The organism is Luteimonas sp. MC1572, assembly GCF_016615815.1.
Classification (GTDB): domain Bacteria; phylum Pseudomonadota; class Gammaproteobacteria; order Xanthomonadales; family Xanthomonadaceae; genus Luteimonas.
Genome location: NZ_CP067112.1, coordinates 1679837 through 1695787, shown reverse-complemented (window position 1 = coordinate 1695787; position 15951 = coordinate 1679837). Strand labels below are relative to the sequence as shown.

Annotated in this window: 13 protein-coding genes and 1 pseudogene; 10 read left to right on the top strand and 4 right to left on the bottom strand. The window is 69.2% G+C overall.

What is annotated here, in order from left to right; translation table 11 throughout:
- Nucleotides 1–31: 31 nt before the first annotated feature.
- Nucleotides 32–496, bottom strand: a complete 465-nt coding sequence (locus tag JGR64_RS07615) for a DUF3293 domain-containing protein (protein WP_199372776.1) — start codon at nt 494–496, stop codon at nt 32–34.
- A 96-nt stretch (nt 497–592) separates the two neighbouring features.
- Here JGR64_RS07615 and JGR64_RS07610 point away from each other — a divergent pair, with 96 nt between their 5' ends.
- The 3 genes from JGR64_RS07610 to JGR64_RS07600 are packed head-to-tail and all read left to right on the top strand — an operon-like array spanning nt 593 to nt 2929.
- Nucleotides 593–1738: a pyridoxal phosphate-dependent aminotransferase gene (locus JGR64_RS07610; protein ID WP_199372775.1), complete on the top strand. Its 1146-nt coding sequence runs from the start codon at nt 593–595 to the stop codon at nt 1736–1738.
- A 45-nt stretch (nt 1739–1783) separates the two neighbouring features.
- Nucleotides 1784–2581: an amidohydrolase gene (locus tag JGR64_RS07605; protein ID WP_199372774.1), complete on the top strand. Its 798-nt coding sequence runs from the start codon at nt 1784–1786 to the stop codon at nt 2579–2581.
- Nucleotides 2582–2641: 60 nt separating this feature from the next.
- Nucleotides 2642–2929, top strand: coding sequence for a DUF3247 family protein (locus tag JGR64_RS07600; RefSeq protein ID WP_199372773.1), 288 nt, complete (start codon nt 2642–2644; stop codon nt 2927–2929).
- A 45-nt stretch (nt 2930–2974) separates the two neighbouring features.
- Here the strand turns inward: JGR64_RS07600 and JGR64_RS07595 are convergent, their stop codons facing one another.
- The 3 genes and pseudogenes from JGR64_RS07595 to JGR64_RS07585 all read right to left on the bottom strand — a co-directional run bounded on the left by JGR64_RS07595 (nt 2975) and on the right by JGR64_RS07585 (nt 6361).
- Entirely contained in the window at nt 2975–4591 is a 1617-nt protein-coding gene (locus JGR64_RS07595; RefSeq protein ID WP_199372772.1) for a pseudouridine synthase, read from the bottom strand.
- A 217-nt stretch (nt 4592–4808) separates the two neighbouring features.
- Nucleotides 4809–5390, bottom strand: a pseudogene (gene scpB, locus JGR64_RS07590) (SMC-Scp complex subunit ScpB); the annotation flags it as partial.
- 26 nt (nt 5391–5416) lie between these two features.
- The gene (locus JGR64_RS07585; RefSeq protein WP_199372770.1) at nt 5417–6361 is read right to left on the bottom strand and encodes a ScpA family protein; all 945 of its coding nucleotides are present in this window, start codon (nt 6359–6361) and stop codon (nt 5417–5419) included.
- Between the two features lie 350 nt (nt 6362–6711).
- On the opposite strand from JGR64_RS07585, the gene JGR64_RS07580 reads away from it, so the two are divergent.
- The 7 genes from JGR64_RS07580 to JGR64_RS07550 all read left to right on the top strand — a co-directional run bounded on the left by JGR64_RS07580 (nt 6712) and on the right by JGR64_RS07550 (nt 15916).
- Nucleotides 6712–7011 carry a YciI family protein gene (locus JGR64_RS07580; protein ID WP_199373232.1) on the top strand — a complete coding sequence of 100 codons (300 nt, stop codon included), beginning with the start codon at nt 6712–6714 and terminating at the stop codon, nt 7009–7011.
- A 116-nt stretch (nt 7012–7127) separates the two neighbouring features.
- Nucleotides 7128–8174, top strand: a complete 1047-nt coding sequence (locus tag JGR64_RS07575; protein WP_199373231.1) for a LacI family DNA-binding transcriptional regulator — start codon at nt 7128–7130, stop codon at nt 8172–8174.
- A gap of 87 nt (nt 8175–8261) precedes the next feature.
- Nucleotides 8262–11234 carry a TonB-dependent receptor gene (locus JGR64_RS07570; RefSeq protein ID WP_234446930.1) on the top strand — a complete coding sequence of 991 codons (2973 nt, stop codon included), beginning with the start codon at nt 8262–8264 and terminating at the stop codon, nt 11232–11234.
- 55 nt (nt 11235–11289) lie between these two features.
- Nucleotides 11290–12900 carry a glucoamylase family protein gene (locus JGR64_RS07565; RefSeq protein ID WP_199372768.1) on the top strand — a complete coding sequence of 537 codons (1611 nt, stop codon included), beginning with the start codon at nt 11290–11292 and terminating at the stop codon, nt 12898–12900.
- Nucleotides 12901–12906: 6 nt separating this feature from the next.
- Nucleotides 12907–14205, top strand: coding sequence for a sugar ABC transporter substrate-binding protein (locus JGR64_RS07560; RefSeq protein WP_199372767.1), 1299 nt, complete (start codon nt 12907–12909; stop codon nt 14203–14205).
- Nucleotides 14202–15083: a sugar ABC transporter permease gene (locus tag JGR64_RS07555; RefSeq protein ID WP_199372766.1), complete on the top strand. Its 882-nt coding sequence runs from the start codon at nt 14202–14204 to the stop codon at nt 15081–15083. Before JGR64_RS07560 ends, JGR64_RS07555 begins: the two co-directional genes overlap by 4 nt.
- The gene (locus JGR64_RS07550; RefSeq protein WP_199372765.1) at nt 15080–15916 is read left to right on the top strand and encodes a carbohydrate ABC transporter permease; all 837 of its coding nucleotides are present in this window, start codon (nt 15080–15082) and stop codon (nt 15914–15916) included. The genes JGR64_RS07555 and JGR64_RS07550 overlap by 4 nt, the downstream gene beginning before the upstream one ends.
- The last annotated feature ends 35 nt before the right edge of the window (nt 15917–15951 follow it).

Below are 15951 nucleotides of genomic sequence, written 5' to 3'. Positions count from 1 at the left end.
GGCCGCGGCCGCGACGGCGACCAGGTGGCCGTCATTCTAGCCAGTCGACCGCTTCATCGCGCTCGAAGCCCACCGGCCGGGCCGCGTACATGCGCAGGCGCACCACGCCGCCGCGCGGCCACCACAGCGTGCCGAGCTGCTCGAAACGCCGTGCGAGCGCATCGAACTCGTTGACGGCCATGTCCATCACCAGCCACCCCGGCTCACGCCAGCTGCGGTTGACCGCGGACGCGAAGGCGGGCAGGTGCGGCGTGCCGCCGGCCAGCAGCGTGTCCTGCAGGACGGCATCCTGTTCGCGGTTGACGGCTTCCTCGCGCGGCACGGAGTCCGGATCCCAGGCCGACAGGAGTCCGAAGCTCGCGGCCGCCGGGTAGGCCAGATCGAGCGCCGGCATCGGCAGGCCGATGCGCACGTCGTGCCAGTCGCCGTCCAGCCCCCAGCGGTACTCGGCATCGAGGTAGGCATGTGCCAGCCGCGCCAGTGCTTGGGCATCCATGGGCGGCGGGGCGTGCATGCCGGAGATTTAACCTGTTGCCGCCGCTTCCGTAAACTCCATCGTTTCCCGGCGCGGTGCCGGGATGGAGGAATTGCGATGCCCGGCACCAAACTGCCCAAGGTCGGCACCACCATCTTCAGCGTGATGTCGCAGCTCGCGGCCGAGCACGGCGCGGTCAACCTGGGCCAGGGGTTCCCGGATTTCGACGTGCCCATGCGACTGGTCGATGCACTGGACCGCGCGATGCGTGCGGGCCACAACCAGTACGCGCCGATGACCGGCATCCCGGCGCTGCGCGAGGCGATCGCCGACAAGACCGCCGCGCTGTACGGGCATCGCCCGGATCCGGACACCGAGGTCACGGTCACCAGCGGTGCCACCGAAGCGATCTTCAACGCCATCCACGCCGTGGTCCGCGCCGGCGACGAGGTGGTGGTGCTGGATCCGGCCTACGACTGCTACGAGCCGGCGATCGACCTGGCCGGGGCGCGCACGGTGCACGTGCCGCTCGACCCGGCGACGTTCGCGCCCGACTGGCAGCGCGTGCGCGACGCCATCGGCCCGCGCACGCGCATGCTGATCATCAATTCGCCGCACAACCCCTCGGGCGCGATGCTGTCGGAGGCCGACATGGACGAGGTGGCCGCGATCGTCGCCGGGACCGGCATCTGGCTGCTGTCCGACGAGGTCTACGAGCACATCGTCTTCGATGGCGCGCGCCATGAATCGGCGCTGCGCCATCCGGCGCTGCGCGAGCGTACGTTCGTGGTCTCGAGCTTCGGCAAGACCTACCACTGCACCGGCTGGAAGGTCGGCTACTGCATCGCGCCGCCCGGGTTGTCCGTCGAGTTCCGCAAGGTCCACCAGTACAACGTGTTCTGCACGTTCGCGCCGGCGCAGCACGCCTTCGCGGAGATGCTGCGCGAGGAGCCGGAGCACCATCTCGGCCTTGGCGCGTTCTACGAAGCCAAGCGCGACGCCTTCCGCGCCCGGTTGCTTGAAACGCGGCTGCTGCCGCTGCCGGTGCCGGGCGGCTACTTCCAGCTGGTCGACTATTCCGGCGTCAGCGACCTCGACGATGCCGCGTTCTGCCGCTGGCTGACCGTGGAGCATGGCGTCGCGGCCATTCCGCTGTCGCCGTTCTACGAGACGCCGCCGGCCGGCCAGCGCCTGGCACGGCTGTGTTTCGCCAAGAACGAGGCCACGCTGGACGCCGCGATCGAGCGGCTGCGGCTGCTCTGACCGCGGGCGATGCGCAACCGTGCCGCGACCGATTAAGATCGTGGCATGGACAATCTGCGCATCTCCCTGGTGCAGGGCGACACGCTCTGGCACGACCCCGCCGGCAACCGCGACTACTACGGTGAGCTGATCGCGCCGCTGCGCGGCACCACCGACCTGGTGCTGCTGCCGGAAACCTTCACCAGCGGCTTCAGCAACGATGCCATCGACCAGGCCGAAGGCATGGACGGGCCGACTGTCGCGTGGATGCGCCAGCACGCCAAGGCGATCGGCGCGGTCGTGACCGGCAGCGTGCAGCTGCGCGAAGGCGACCAGGTGTTCAACCGCCTGCTCTGGGTCGACCCGCGTGGCGACGTGCTGCATTACGACAAGCGCCACCTGTTCCGCTATGCCGGCGAGCACAAGCGCTACGCCGCGGGCCACGCGCGGCTGGTTGTCGAACTGAAAGGCTGGCGGATCAATCCGCTGGTCTGCTACGACCTGCGTTTCCCGGTGTTCGCGCGCAACCGCCAGGACGTGGACGGGCGCCCGGATTTCGACCTGCAGTTCTACATCGCCAACTGGCCGGCGGCGCGCGCCCACGCGTGGAAAACGCTGCTCCGCGCGCGCGCCATCGAGAACCTGTGCTACGTGGCCGGCCTGAACCGCGTCGGCCGCGACGGCAACGGGCTGGCATATGACGGCGACAGCGCGGTGATCGACTTCATGGGCACGGCGCTGAGCGAATGCACCGACGAGGAGGTGGTGGTCACCACGACCTTGCTGGCCGACGAGCTCGCAGCCCATCGCGCGCGGTTCCCTGCGCTGCTCGACGGCGACGCCTTCAGCCTCGACGGGATCTGATCGCGCGCCGTTGACGATCGCCGGGGCACGATGGCGTCATCACCGCGCCAGGAGCCGGCCATGGGCCAGGTCGCCCCGAGGGTACTCACCCGTAACGAGGACATCCGTGCGATCGAGGCGCGCAGCACCCTGCTGCCCGACGAGGCGATCGTGGCAGTGACCATGCGCGACGGCAGCCTGGTGCAGGGCACCGTCGCCATGCGGCCGATCGTGCAGGTGTTCATGGACACGGACGGGCACGAAGGGCTGAACGCGGTGGTCCGCATCGACGACGCGCACGATCCAACGCAGAGCCACTACCTGTGGCTGGACGCCATCAGCGCGATCCGCCAGCTCGGCACCGCCTAGGCACGGCCCCCGCGCATGCGGGGAGCCGTGCAACGCATTTCGAAGTCAGGCGCCGCGACGTCCGCCGCCGCCGCCGCCGCCACCGGGACCGCGCGGGCCGCGGTTGCCACCCGCCGGGCGACTGCCACCGGGGCGATTGCCGCCGGGCTTGCCTGCGCCGGGGTTGCCACCGGGACGACCGCCGGGACGGCCGGGGCCGGCACTGGCGCCCGGGCGCCCACCACCCGGACGCGCGCCCGCCGGGCGTGCGCCGCGTGGACGTTCCTGCGCCGCATACCCGCCGGCGTGATCGGAGGGGAACGAGGGCGCATTGCCGGGATGGCCGTACGGGCGCGCCGCACGCTGGGGCTTGCCGCCACCCGGGCCGCCGCCGGCACCGCCGGGACGCCCCTGACCGCCGCCGGGGCGGCCCTGGCCGCCACCCGGCCCGGCCTTGCGCGCGCCATACGGCTTCGGCGCGCCCGGTCCAGCGTTGCGGTGGCCGCTCGGGCCGGTCTCGACGCCGTCGGGCACGTACCAGCTGCGGAACGCGGCGGGGTTGCCTTCGGGCAGCGCGCGCTGGTCGCGGCGCTGCTTGAGCGGATTGTGCGACTGGCGCGCCGCAGCCTCGCCGGTGACGGTCAGGCCGCCGGAGGGGCGGTGCTGGCCGCGACGGCCGCGATCCTCGCGGACGTTGTCGAAGCGACGCAGTTCGCGGCCTTCGTCGGCGGTGCTGTGGCCGCCGACGTAGCCGGCGGAACGCGGGCGGTCGCCGACGTGCACGGTGGACTTGGACGCCCTGCGCTGGCCGATCACCGGCAGCAGGGTGAGCGCCGCGGGGGCGCCGTCATCGAGCTTGAGTTCGCGGCGCAGGGCCTCGACCTTGTCGGCCGCCAGCTCCTGCGACTGCCCGCGCAGCAGCGGCTGCGGCAGCTCCACCGCGCCGTAGCGGATGCGCTTGAGGCGGCTGACCTGGCAGCCCTGCGACTCCCACAGCCGGCGGACCTCGCGGTTGCGGCCTTCCTTCAGCAGCACCTGGAACCATTCGTTGGAATCGGTGCCGCCGATGCGCTTGATCTCGTCGAACTTCGCCGGACCGTCCTCGAGCGCGACACCGCGACGCAGGCGGTCGATGATCTTCTCGTCCACGCTCTCCTCGCCTTCGGGTGCGCGCACGCGGCACACGTACTCGCGCGCGACCTCGAACGACGGATGCATCATCGCGTTGGCGATCTCGCCGTCGGTGGTCAGCAGCAGCAGGCCGGTGGTGTTGATGTCGAGGCGGCCGATGGCGATCCAGCGCGCGCCCTTGAGCGTCGGCAGCGAGTCGAAGATGGTCGGGCGGCCTTCGGGATCCTCGCGCGTGGTGACCTCGCCTTCGGGCTTGTTGTAGATCAGCACGCGCGCGGGTTCGGTCAGCGCGCTGGCCACGAAGCTGCGGCCGTCGAGCTCGACGCGGTCGCCGCCGCGGATGCTCATGCCGGTCTGCGCGACTTCGCCGTTCACCTTCACCAGGCCGTCGGCGATGCGCTGCTCGAGCGCGCGCCGCGAACCCAGCCCGGCCTGCGCGAGCACCTTGTGCAGGCGTTCTTCCATGCGCGGGGTGGCGGCCTCGGGGACGCCGTTGGCGTCGGTGCCGCGCTTGAGCGACAGCTTGCGGCCGCCCTTCTTGTCTTCAGTCATTCTCTGCTCCGGTGCTGTCGCCTTCTACGGCGAGGGCATCTGTGTATGCCGCGTCCTGCGGCTGGGTTGTATCGAGATCCGGCGCGGCGGTGTCCGCGGCGTCCGGGGTTGTGTGGTCTGGCGCCGTGTCCGCGGTGCCATCGGTGTCGTCCATTTCGCTGTCGTCGTCGCCGATGTCATCGAGCTCGTCGAGCCCGTCGATCGCGACACCGCCGACGGGCATCGCGCCGTCGGCCGGAACGCGGTCGAACACCAGCTGCGGTTCCAGCTCGCCGAAGTCCTTGAGTTCGGACAGCGGCGGCAGTTCGTCCAGGCGCTTGAGCCCGAAATAATCGAGGAAGCCCTTGGTGGTCCCCAGCAGCTCGGGGCGGCCCGGCACGTCGCGGTGGCCGACGACGCGGATCCATTCGCGTTCTTCGAGCGCCTTGATGATGTTGCTGCTGGTGGCCACGCCGCGCACCTGCTCGATCTCGCCGCGGGTGATCGGCTGCCGGTAGGCGATCAGCGCCAGGGTCTCCAGCGTGGCGCGCGTGTACTTCGTCTGGCGCTCGGTCCACAGCCGCGCGACCCAGGCGTGCACGTCGGCCTTCACCTGGTAGCGCCAGCCGGAGGCCACTTCGACCAGTTCCACGCCGCGCTGCGCGCATTCGGCCTGCAGCGCCTCGAGCGCCTGGGCGACGGCGTCATCGGGCGCCGGCTCGTCGAGCGGGAACAGCGCGTCGAGCTGGGCGACCGTCAGCGGCTGGCTGCTTGCCAGCAGCGCGGCTTCGACGATGCGTTTGGTCAGGTCTTGATCCATGGAGGTCCCGTGGCGGACGAGGCGCGTCAGTGCGCCGCGTCGTCGGTGGTGGTATCGCCGATGTCGTCGTCGAATTCGCTGGCGAACTCCAGCGGCGCGTCCTCGTCGCGGCCGATGGCCAGCGACTTGACGTAGATCGGCGCCAGGGGCGCCTCCTGCACGATCTCGAGCAGGCGTTCCTTGGCCAGCTCGAGGATCGACAGGAACGTGACGATGATGCCCAGCCGCCCTTCGCGCGCTTCGAACAGCTGTTCGAAGCGGTGGAAGGCGCCGTCCTCGAGACGGGTCAGCAGCTCGCCCATGCGCTGGCGGACGCTGAGCGCGTCGCGCCGGATGGCGTGCCCGGTGAACAACTCGGCACGCTTGAGCACGTCGTGCAGCGCCACCAGCATCTCGCGCAGGTCAACGGGCGGCGGCAGGCGTACCGAGGCGCGCTCGGGTACGTGCGCGCTGGCCACGGTGGTGTCGCGGTCGATGCGGGGCAGGGTGTCGATGTCCTCGGCGGCCTGCTTGAAGCGCTCGTACTCCTGCAGGCGGCGGACCAGGTCCGCGCGCGGATCGTCCTCCAGACCTTCCTCGCTCGGCGGCCGCGGCAGCAGCATCCGCGACTTGATCTCGGCCAGGATCGCGGCCATCACCAGGTATTCGGCGGCCAGTTCGAAACGCAGGTCCTGCATCACTCCGATGTAGGTCACGTACTGGCGGGTGATCTCCGCCACGGGGATGTCGAGGATGTCGAGGTTCTGGCGGCGGATCAGGTACAGCAGCAGGTCGAGCGGTCCTTCGAACGCCTCCAGGATGACCTCGAGCGCGTCCGGCGGGATGTACAGGTCCTGCGGGATCTGCAGCACCGCCTGGCCGTGCACCACCGCCAGCGGCATCTCCTGCTGCTGCGGACGCCCGTCGCCGGCCCGCGGGGCGGGAACGTCGGCGTCTGGCACGTCGGCTGCGTTGGTGGCGGCTCGGGTCATCGGTGTTGCAGCCCCTCCGGGCCACTGGAACAAGAGGGAAGCGCACGCGGTGCGCTGCCTGGTGCCTCGGGTAAAAAGTCTTTGCGGCGGAAGCCGCGGCCTTGCTTCCGGACTCATGGCAGCTGCGCGCTACAACGCTGGGGCGTCGGCGGCGGTGGCCGGGTCGTCATCGGCGGGCCGGGAGGGGACAGGACGGGCGCGCTTGACGCCTCCGCTGTGTTCCGGCCTCGGAACTGGGCTTTAGGGTACGGGTAGCCGCGGTGGCTTGTCCAGCGCACCGATGAACCGCTTGCCGGGCGGAGCGCCGCGCTAGCATGCACGCATCCCTCTACAGCCCCGGAGCCTGGACCATGTGGTACGCCATCGAAGGGCGCGACGGGCCCGATGTCCTCGCCAAGCGCAACGCCGCGCGCGCCGACCACCTGGTGCGCCTCGAGCAGCTGCGTGACGAAGGCCGGCTGCTGCTGGCAGGTCCGTGCCCGGCGATCGACGCCGAGGATCCGGGCCCGGCAGGGTTCAGCGGCAGCATCGTGGTCGCGCGTTTCGCATCGCTGGACGATGCGCGCGCCTGGGCGGATGCCGATCCCTACGTCGCGGCCGGCGTCTACGTCAGCGTCGAGGTCAGGCCGTTCCGCAAAGTCCTGCCTTGAGTCCGCGCGGCGCCGCACGGGCGCCGTGATCGTGCCGTTGGCTGTTGCGTCGCAGCATCGAGAGTCTTTGCCGGCGTTCCTGTAAACGCTTACATTCGCCTGTAATCCCAGCAGCACTGGATCCGATGGCCGTCACCATCAAGGATGTCGCCCGCGAGGCGGGGGTATCGGTCGCCACGGTGTCGCGGGCGCTCAACGGGCAGCCCAACGTCACCGCCCCGGTGCGCGCGCGCGTGCTGCAGGTCGCGAATGACCTCCGCTACAGCCCGCATCACGCGGCGCGCGCGCTCAGCAGCCGGCGCAGCCACACCATCGGCGTGGTGCTGCCGGACCTGCACGGCGAATTCTTCTCCGAACTGATCCGTGGCATCGGCCAGGCGGCACGAGCCCATGGCCTGCACCTGCTGCTGTCCAGCGACCATGGCGACGCGGGCGGGCAGGGTGCGGCCCTGCTGGCCATGCGCGGCCGGGTGGATGGCGTGCTGGTGATGGCGCCAACCGACGGCGGCACCCGGTTCCTCGCCGACTACCTGGCGCCGACGCTGCCCGCCGTGCTGATCAATACCCGCGATCCCGAGGGCGTACGGCCGTGGGTGGGCGTCGACAACAATGGCGGCGCGCGCGCCATGGTCAGCCACCTTGTGGACGCGGGTCGTCGGCGCATCGCGTTCATTGCAGGACCGGTGGAAAACCACGACGCGCGTGAGCGCCTGCGCGGCTACCGCGACCAGCTCGCGGCCAGCCTTCCCGATGCCATCCCGATGGTGGTGGAGGGCGACTTCGACGAAGCCTCCGGCGCGCGCGCGGCGGCCAGCCTGCTCGCGCAAGACCCGCGACCGGATGCCGTGTTCGCGGCCAACGACGCCATGGCCATCGGATGCCTGCGCGCCTTCGTCGATGCCGGCGTGGAGGTGCCGGGCGAGATCGCGCTGGCGGGATTCGACGACATCCCGCTGGCCCGCCACGTGCACCCCGCACTCACCACCATGCGGGTAGATATCGCCGAGCTTGGGGCGTGCGCACTGCGCGTACTGTTGCAGGCACGGTCGGGGGGCGATGCTGGAGATGCCGGCGTGGAGGACGATGTGCGGCCGATCATGCCGCAGCTCGTGGTCCGCGGGAGCAGCGTGCGTGCCGATGCCGGCGCACGCCCCCGGACCTGACCGGTGACGCCCACTCCACACGAAGCATTCCTGCCACGCCCCGCGCGGCAGCCAAAACCGGAACGACCGCCCTGGGAGGGGAGACAGATGACGCGATTCCGCACCAGTTCCAGCATGTCCCAGCGTTCGTTGCTGGCGGCCGCGCTTGCCACTGCACTGCTGCTTGGCGCCCCCGCGGCGTTCGCGCAGTCCACCGCGGCGACGATCCGCGGCCAGGTCATGCTCGATTCCGCACCCGCCGCGGACGCCGAGGTCACCGCCACCAACCTTGCCACGGGGCTGCGCCGCACGGTGCGCGCCAGCGCTGGCCGCTACAGCGTGGCCGGCCTGCCGCCGGGGGCCTATCGCGTCGACGTGACCGCCAACGGCCAGACCAGCAGCCGTGATGTGACGGTGCTGGTGGGCCAGACCGTCACGCTGGACATGGGCGTGGGCGGCATGGCGGAAACCGCACCGGCGGGTGATGCGACCAACCTGGACACGATGACCGTCACCGCACCGATGCTGGTGGAAACCCGGACCTCCGAGGTCGCCACCTATGTCACCCAGAAACAGATCCAGGCGTTGCCGCAGGGCACGCGCAACTTCCTCGCCTTCGCCGACATCGTCCCGGGCATGCAGTTCACGCAAGGAGGCGATGGTTCCACGCGCCTGCGCTCGGGAGCCCAGGACGCCAGCGCGATCAACGTGTTCATCGACGGCGTGGGACAGAAGAACTACGTGCTGCCCGGCGGCGTGAGCGGGCAGGACTCGACGCGCGGCAACCCGTTCCCGCAGTCGGCGATCGGCGAGTACAAGGTGATCTCGTCCAACTACAAGGCCGAATACGACCAGCTGAGCAGCGCGGCGATCACCGCGGTGACGCGCTCCGGCAGCAACGAGTTCGGCGGCAGCTTCTTCTGGGACCGGACCTCGACGGACTGGCGCTCCGCCACTGAGGGCGAAGAAGTGAGCGGCGACAAGGCCGAGTTCAAGGAGGAGCAGTACGGCGCGACGTTCGAGGGCCCGATCATCCGCGACCGCCTGCAGTTCTTCCTCGCCTACGAGGCAAAGGAATACATTTCGCCGCGAACGGTGGTTCCGGGACAGGGGTTCAACAGCAGGCCCGGTGACCTGCCCGCGGAGCTGCAGCCGCTCATCGGCACCTTCAGCGCACCGTTCAAGCAGGACATGTATTTCGGCAAGCTGACCTGGACCCCGGGAGACGCGCACCTGGTCGAACTGACCGGCAAGTTCCGCGAAGAGACGGAGTTCAGCAACTTCGACGGCACCCGCACGCTGATGTACGGCAGCCGCAAGGACAACGACGACACGCGCGTCGACCTGCGCTACCAGTTCAGTGGCGAGGGCTTCCTCAACGACTTCCACATCACCTACGAAGACGCGTCCTGGCGGCCGCGCGCCGCCACCATCGCGCCGGGCTACGTGCTCACGCTCGATGATCCGGGCGAGGTGATCCTGGAGGCGGGCGGCGGGCCCGACTACCAGGACAAGGGCCAGAAGGGCTATTCGCTGCAGGACGACCTGACGTTCAGCGCGTTCGAATGGGCCGGAAGCCATACCGTCAAGATGGGCGTGAAGTACAAGGACGTGGACATCACCGCCCTCGAGCAGAACCCGTACAACGCCCAGTACTACTACGACCTCGACCAGGACCTCGCGGTGCCCTACCAGGTGCGCTTCGGTGCGCCGCTGGGCGGGGTGGGCACGGGCAGCCTGACCACCTCGGGCAAGCAGTTCGGGATCTACCTGCAGGACGACTGGGAGGTCAACGACCGCCTGACGCTCAACCTCGGCCTGCGCTGGGACTACGAGACCAATCCCGCCTATACCGACTACGCGACGCCCGGCGACTTCGTGGACGCACTGCGCGCCTGGGACAACATCAACGCGGCGGGTTCCGGCATCGACATCGATGACTACATCAGCACGGGATCCGAGCGCGACGACTTCAAGGATGCCTGGCAGCCGCGGCTGGGCTTTTCATACGACATGAGCGGCGATGAGCGCCACGTGCTGTTCGGCGGCGCCGGGCGCTCGTACGATCGCAACCTGTTCACGCAGCTGGCGCTGGAGTCCACCAAGCACAGCTTCCCGCCGTATACCTACCGCTTCGATACGCCGGGCCATGCCTGCGACCAGGCGACGCCGACCTGCCTGCCGTGGGATGAAAGTTTCTTCGACCCTGCGGTGCTGCAGGCGCTGGTCGGCGCCAATCCGAACCTCGGCGCCGAGCGCTACGTCCTGAACAACGACATCAAGACGCCGTATTCGGACCAGTTCAGCCTGGGCATGCGCAACCTGTATGGCGCATGGATCACGGAGGTCACGCTGTCGCACATCAAGAGCAACGACGGACTGGTGTTCCACCTGGGCAACCGGCGGCCGGGTGGTGATTTCTTTGCGCCCGGCACGACGTGGGGGCCGCCGTGGGACGACGCGGCCTTCGGCGTTCCCGGCTACGGCCGCCTCATCATCGGCACCAACGGTCTGGAAACCCGCGCCAACAGCCTGGCGCTGAAGATCGACAAGCCCTACACGGCCGCTTCCGGCTGGGGCGTCACCGTTGCCTACACGTTCACCGATGCCGAGCAGAACGCCAATACCACCTCGGGTGGCGCGTTCGACTATCCGGACCTGTCGGGCTTCGGCTGGCTGGCCACCACCGGCGTACCGGAGCACCGCATGGTGGCCACCGGCATCTACGACGCACCGGGGGGCATCACGCTTTCAGCCAAGCTCACCCTCGCAACCCCAAGCCCGCGCCAGGGCACCAACTGCCTCGCCGGCTGGAACGATTGCATCATCGATTACTACACGCCTGATGGCACGCTGGGCTTCAAGCAGTTCGACCTGGCCGCGTCGCGTACGTGGAAGGCGGGGGACAGCTTCAGCTTCTTCGTGCGCGGCGACCTGCTGAACGCCTTCAACTGGGTCAACTACGACGGTCGCGATGACTGGTTCGGGGCGCCGGGCGAGCCCAACCCGAATCTCGGGCGCCCCACCAGCCAGCTGCTGCCGACGCGCACCTTCAAGCTGTCGATGGGGTTCAACTGGTGAGCGGCGCCAGCGGCCGTAACCCCGTCTGCGCGGTGCGAAGGAGATCCCCGGATTGATGCGGACGCAATGGCCATCGTCGTTCCGGGCGCTTTGCCTGGCGGCTTGCGGACTGCTGCTCGTCGCGTGTGGCCGCGAGCAGCAGGAGGTGGAGCCGCCGCGCCCGGGCCCGATCGAAGAAGTCGTGGTGGTTGCGCCGGCGGATCCACGCGCGGTGGGCCCGCCGGAGCTGACGCCGCTGTTCGGCGACATCGAGAAGCGCACGTTCCAGTTCTTCTGGGACACCACCAACGAAGCCAACGGCATGACGCCGGACCGCTTCCCGTCGCGGCCGTTCGCCAGCGTCGCAGCAATCGGTTTCGCGCTGACGGCCTATCCGGTAGGCATCGAAAACGGCTGGATCAGCCGCCAGCAGGCCGTGGACCGCACACTGCTCACTCTGCGGTTCCTGCGTGACGCGCGGCAGGGGCCGGGTGCGCGCGGAACCATCGGCCACAAGGGATTCTTCTACCATTTCCTCGACATGCAGAGCGGGCATCGGTACGAGCCGTGGGTGGAGCTCTCGAGCGTCGACACCGGGCTGATGATGATGGGCGTGCTGTTCGCGCAGAGCTATTACGATGGCGACGACGCGCGCGAACGCGAGATCCGCGAGCTCGCCGAAGCGCTGTACCTGCGTGTCGAATGGCCCTGGCTGCAGCAGCGTCCGCCATTGATCTCGATGGGCTGGTACCCGGAGCGCGGTTTCATCGAACACGACTGGACCGGTTACGACGAGGCCATGCTGGTCTATATCCTGGCGCTGGCGTCGCCCACGCACCCGGTGGAGCCGGAGGCCTGGACGCAGTGGGCGTCGACCTACGACGACAGCTGGGGCGTCTACCAGGGCCAGGAATACCTGAGCTTCGCGCCGCAGTTCGGCCACCAGTACAGCCACGTCTGGGTCGATTTCCGCGGCATCCGCGACGCCTACATGCGCGGGCGTGGCATCGACTATTTCGAGAATTCGCGTCGCGCGACCTATGCGCAGCGCTCGTACGCCATCGAGAACCCGATGGGATGGGCGGGATACGGCGCCGACATCTGGGGCCTGACCGCCAGCGACGGCCCGCAGCGCACCGAACAGGTCTATGACGGCACGCCGCGCGAGTTCCGCCACTACTCCGCGCGCGGCGCCGGCATCGCGGTGGCCTTCGATGACGGCACCATCGCGCCCACGGCGGCGATCGGCTCGCTGCCGTTCGCGCCCGAACTGGTGATCCCGGCCACCGAGGCGTTGCACGCGAAGCATGGCGAGTACCTGTATTCCAGCTACGGGTTCCTCGACTCGTTCAATCCCAGCTTCAACTACGACGTGCCGCTCAAGACCGGGCGCATCGTGCCCGGCAAGGGCTGGGTGGCGAGCGACTACATCGGCATCGACCAGGGGCCGATCCTGCTGATGATCGCCAATTACCGCAACGGCTTCGTCTGGGAGGTCATGAAGCGCAATGCGCATATCCGCCGCGGGCTGGAGCGCGCGGGCTTCACCGGCGGCTGGCTGGGCGAGGCGCAGGCGCAAAGCGGCGCCCCGGCGCAAGCCGGCGGCAAGGGCACGACCGAAGCAGAACGCGCCGGCGCGCCGGAAGATGAAGAAGACGAAGCCGAGCTCGAGCCGGCGACGCCCTGATCCGCAATGACCGTATGGCTCAGGTGTTTCCGTGTTCTGCCAGCCGCAAGGGTCGCGGTGTTGCTGGCGGCCGTGCTCGCCGCGGGCTGCGCGCGCCGCGACGACGACGTGCTGCGCTTCTGGGCGATGGGCCGCGAGGCCGAGGTGGTCACCGAGCTGATCGCCGACTTCGAGCGTGAGCACCCCGGTATCCGCGTGGAGGTGCAGCACATCCCGTGGTCGGCGGCGCACGAGAAGCTGCTCACCGCATTCGCCGGCGACGGGCTTCCGGACATCTGCCAGCTCGGCAATACTTGGATGCCGGAGTTTGCCGCGCTCGGCGTGCTGGAGCCGCTGCAGGACCGCGTGGACGCCTCGGCGGTGGTGCGCGAGGACGATTATTTCCCCGGCATCTGGGGCACCAACGTCATCGACGGCACGCTGCTCGGCGTGCCCTGGTACGTGGACACGCGCCTGCTGTACTACCGCAAGGACATCCTGCGCGCGGCCGGCGTCGACCGGCTGCCGGTGACGTGGGAAGAATGGCGCGCGGCCATGGCCGCCGTGCAGCGCGAGGTCGGGCCGGGGCGGCACGCGATCCTGATGCCGCTCAACGAGTTCGAACCGCAGGTGTCGCTGGCCCTGCAGCAGGACGCGCCGATGCTGCGCGACGACAACGGGCGCGGCAATTTCAGCTCGCCCGGCATCGGCCGCGCGCTGGCGTTCTACGTCGACATGTTCGCGCAGGGCTGGGCGCCGGCGGTGTCGGAAACCCAGATCTCCAATGTCTGGGACGAATTCTTCAAGGGCAGCTTCGCGTTCTACCTGTCCGGCCCTTGGAACATCCGTGAGTTCCGACGCCGCGAGCCGCCGGAACTCGCAGGCGAGTGGGGCACCATGGCCCTGCCGGGTCCGGACGGTCCGGGCGCGGGCATCGCGGGTGGCACCAGCCTGGTGCTGTTCCGCGAATCGCCGCGCAAGGAGGCGGCGTGGAAACTGGTCGAGTATCTTTCCCGCCCCGACGTGCAGAAGCGCTTCCACGCGATGATCGGCAACCTGCCGCCGCGGCGGAGTACCTGGGAGGATCCGGCGCTGGCCAACGACGAACTCGCGCGGGCGTTCCGCGACCAGCTGGAGCGGGTCGAGCCCACGCCGCAGGTGCTGGAATGGGAGCGCATCGCGCAGGAGCTGCGGCTGGCCACGGAGCGCGTGGTGCGCGGGCGAGAATCGCAGCCGGAGGCCATGCGCCGGCTCGACGCCAAGGTCGACGACATCCTCGCCAAGCGGCGCTGGGTGCGCGCGCGCAAGGCGGAGGCCGCGCCATGAACCGCGCGGCGCTTGCCGGGTGGCTGTTCGCGGCGCCGGCGCTGCTGGTGCTCGGCGTGTTCTTCGCGCTGCCGGTGCTGTCGGCGCTGCTGCTCAGCCTCACCGACTTCGATCTGTACACGCTGGCCGAGCCGGGCAACCTGCGTTTCGTGGCGTTCGGCAACTACATCGACCTGCTGCAGACGCCGCTGTTCTGGAAGGCACTGTGGAACACCAGCTATTTCGTGGTGGTGGGCGTGCCGCTGTCGGTGGCGGTCTCGCTGGGCGCGGCGCTGCTGCTGAACTCCGGACTGGCGCGCGCCAAGGCGTTCTTCCGCACCGCGCTGTTCGCGCCGGTGGTGACCACGCTGGTAGCGGTGGCGGTGATCTGGCGCTACCTGTTCCATTCCAGCTACGGTCTGGTGAACTGGGCGCTCGGCCATGTCGGCATCGGACCGGTCGACTGGCTGGGCGATCCGGCCTGGGCCATGCCGACCATCATCGGGTTCGCCGTGTGGAAGAACTTCGGCTACAACATGGTGATCTTCATCGCCGGCCTGCAGGCGATCCCGGTGGACCTGTACGAGGCCGCACGCATCGACGGCGCCTCGCGCTGGCGCCAGTTCCTGCACATCACGTTGCCGATGCTGGGCCCGGTGCTGCTGGTGGTCGGGGTGATCACCGTGTCCGGCTACTTCCAGCTGTTCGCCGAGCCTTACGTGATGACCCGCGGCGACCCGCTGCAGTCGACGGTCAGCGTGCTGTATTTCATGTTCGAGGAAGGCTTCAAGTGGTGGAACCTCGGGCGCGCGTCGGCGGTGGCGTTCATGCTGTTCCTGGTGATCCTGGCCGTGACGACCTTGATGTTGCGCATCGGGCGCAGACGGGGGCTGGTATGAGCCGCGGCGTGGGCGAAGCGCGCAGCGCAGTGCTGCTGGTGAATGGCGCGCTCGCCGTGATGGCGCTGCTCAGCCTGGCGCCGCTGGCGTGGATGGCGTCGGTGTCGTTCATGCCGGCCGGCGAGGCCAGCGGGTTCCCGCCGCCGCTCGTGCCATCGCAGGCGACGCTGGCGAACTACCACGCGCTGTTCGCGCGCACCGGCATGGCGCGCAACTTCGCCAACAGCCTGCTGGTGTCGCTGGCGATCACCCTGGGTTCGCTGCTGGTCAACACCATGGCCGGCTATGCCTTCGCCAAGCTGCGCTTCCGCGGCCGCGAGCGCATGTTCCAGGTGCTGCTGGCGGCGCTGGTGGTGCCGGCGCAGGTGGCGATGCTGCCGCTGTTCCTGCTGATGAAGGAGCTGGGCCTGGTCAACAGCTTCGGTGGGGTGATCGTGCCGGCGCTGGCCTCGGTGTTCGGCATTTTCCTGGTCAGGCAGTACGCGCGGTCGATCCCGGACGAGCTGCTTGAAGCCGCGCGCATCGACGGCGCCGGCGAGATGCGGATCTTCTTCCAGGTGGTGCTGCCGATGCTCAAGCCGGTGCTGGTGACGTTGGCCATCTTCACCTTCATGGGCTCCTGGAACGACTTCATGTGGCCGCTGATCGTGCTCACCGACCAGGCCAACTACACGCTGCCGGTGGCGCTGGCGTCGCTGTCGCGCGAGCACATCATGGACGTGGAGATGATGATGGCCGGCGCGGTGGTGACGGTGCTGCCGGTGCTGCTGCTGTTCCTGGCGCTGCAGCGTTACTACATCCAGGGCCTGCTGCTGGGCAGTGTGAAGGGGTGATCGTGGGACTGAACAGGTGGCTGTCGGGTGCGGTG

Excerpts from the sequence above, each read along its gene's own strand:
- JGR64_RS07615 (WP_199372776.1), bottom strand. The coding sequence starts at position 496 with ATGGATGCCCAAGCACTGGCGCGGCTGGCACATGCCTACCTCGATGCC.
- JGR64_RS07610 (WP_199372775.1), top strand. The coding sequence starts at position 593 with ATGCCCGGCACCAAACTGCCCAAGGTCGGCACCACCATCTTCAGCGTG.
- JGR64_RS07605 (WP_199372774.1), top strand. The coding sequence starts at position 1,784 with ATGGACAATCTGCGCATCTCCCTGGTGCAGGGCGACACGCTCTGGCAC.
- JGR64_RS07600 (WP_199372773.1), top strand. The coding sequence starts at position 2,642 with ATGGGCCAGGTCGCCCCGAGGGTACTCACCCGTAACGAGGACATCCGT.
- JGR64_RS07595 (WP_199372772.1), bottom strand. The coding sequence starts at position 4,591 with ATGACTGAAGACAAGAAGGGCGGCCGCAAGCTGTCGCTCAAGCGCGGC.
- JGR64_RS07585 (WP_199372770.1), bottom strand. The coding sequence starts at position 6,361 with ATGACCCGAGCCGCCACCAACGCAGCCGACGTGCCAGACGCCGACGTT.
- JGR64_RS07580 (WP_199373232.1), top strand. The coding sequence starts at position 6,712 with ATGTGGTACGCCATCGAAGGGCGCGACGGGCCCGATGTCCTCGCCAAG.
- JGR64_RS07570 (WP_234446930.1), top strand. The coding sequence starts at position 8,262 with ATGACGCGATTCCGCACCAGTTCCAGCATGTCCCAGCGTTCGTTGCTG.
- JGR64_RS07565 (WP_199372768.1), top strand. The coding sequence starts at position 11,290 with ATGCGGACGCAATGGCCATCGTCGTTCCGGGCGCTTTGCCTGGCGGCT.
- JGR64_RS07560 (WP_199372767.1), top strand. The coding sequence starts at position 12,907 with ATGACCGTATGGCTCAGGTGTTTCCGTGTTCTGCCAGCCGCAAGGGTC.
- JGR64_RS07555 (WP_199372766.1), top strand. The coding sequence starts at position 14,202 with ATGAACCGCGCGGCGCTTGCCGGGTGGCTGTTCGCGGCGCCGGCGCTG.
- JGR64_RS07550 (WP_199372765.1), top strand. The coding sequence starts at position 15,080 with ATGAGCCGCGGCGTGGGCGAAGCGCGCAGCGCAGTGCTGCTGGTGAAT.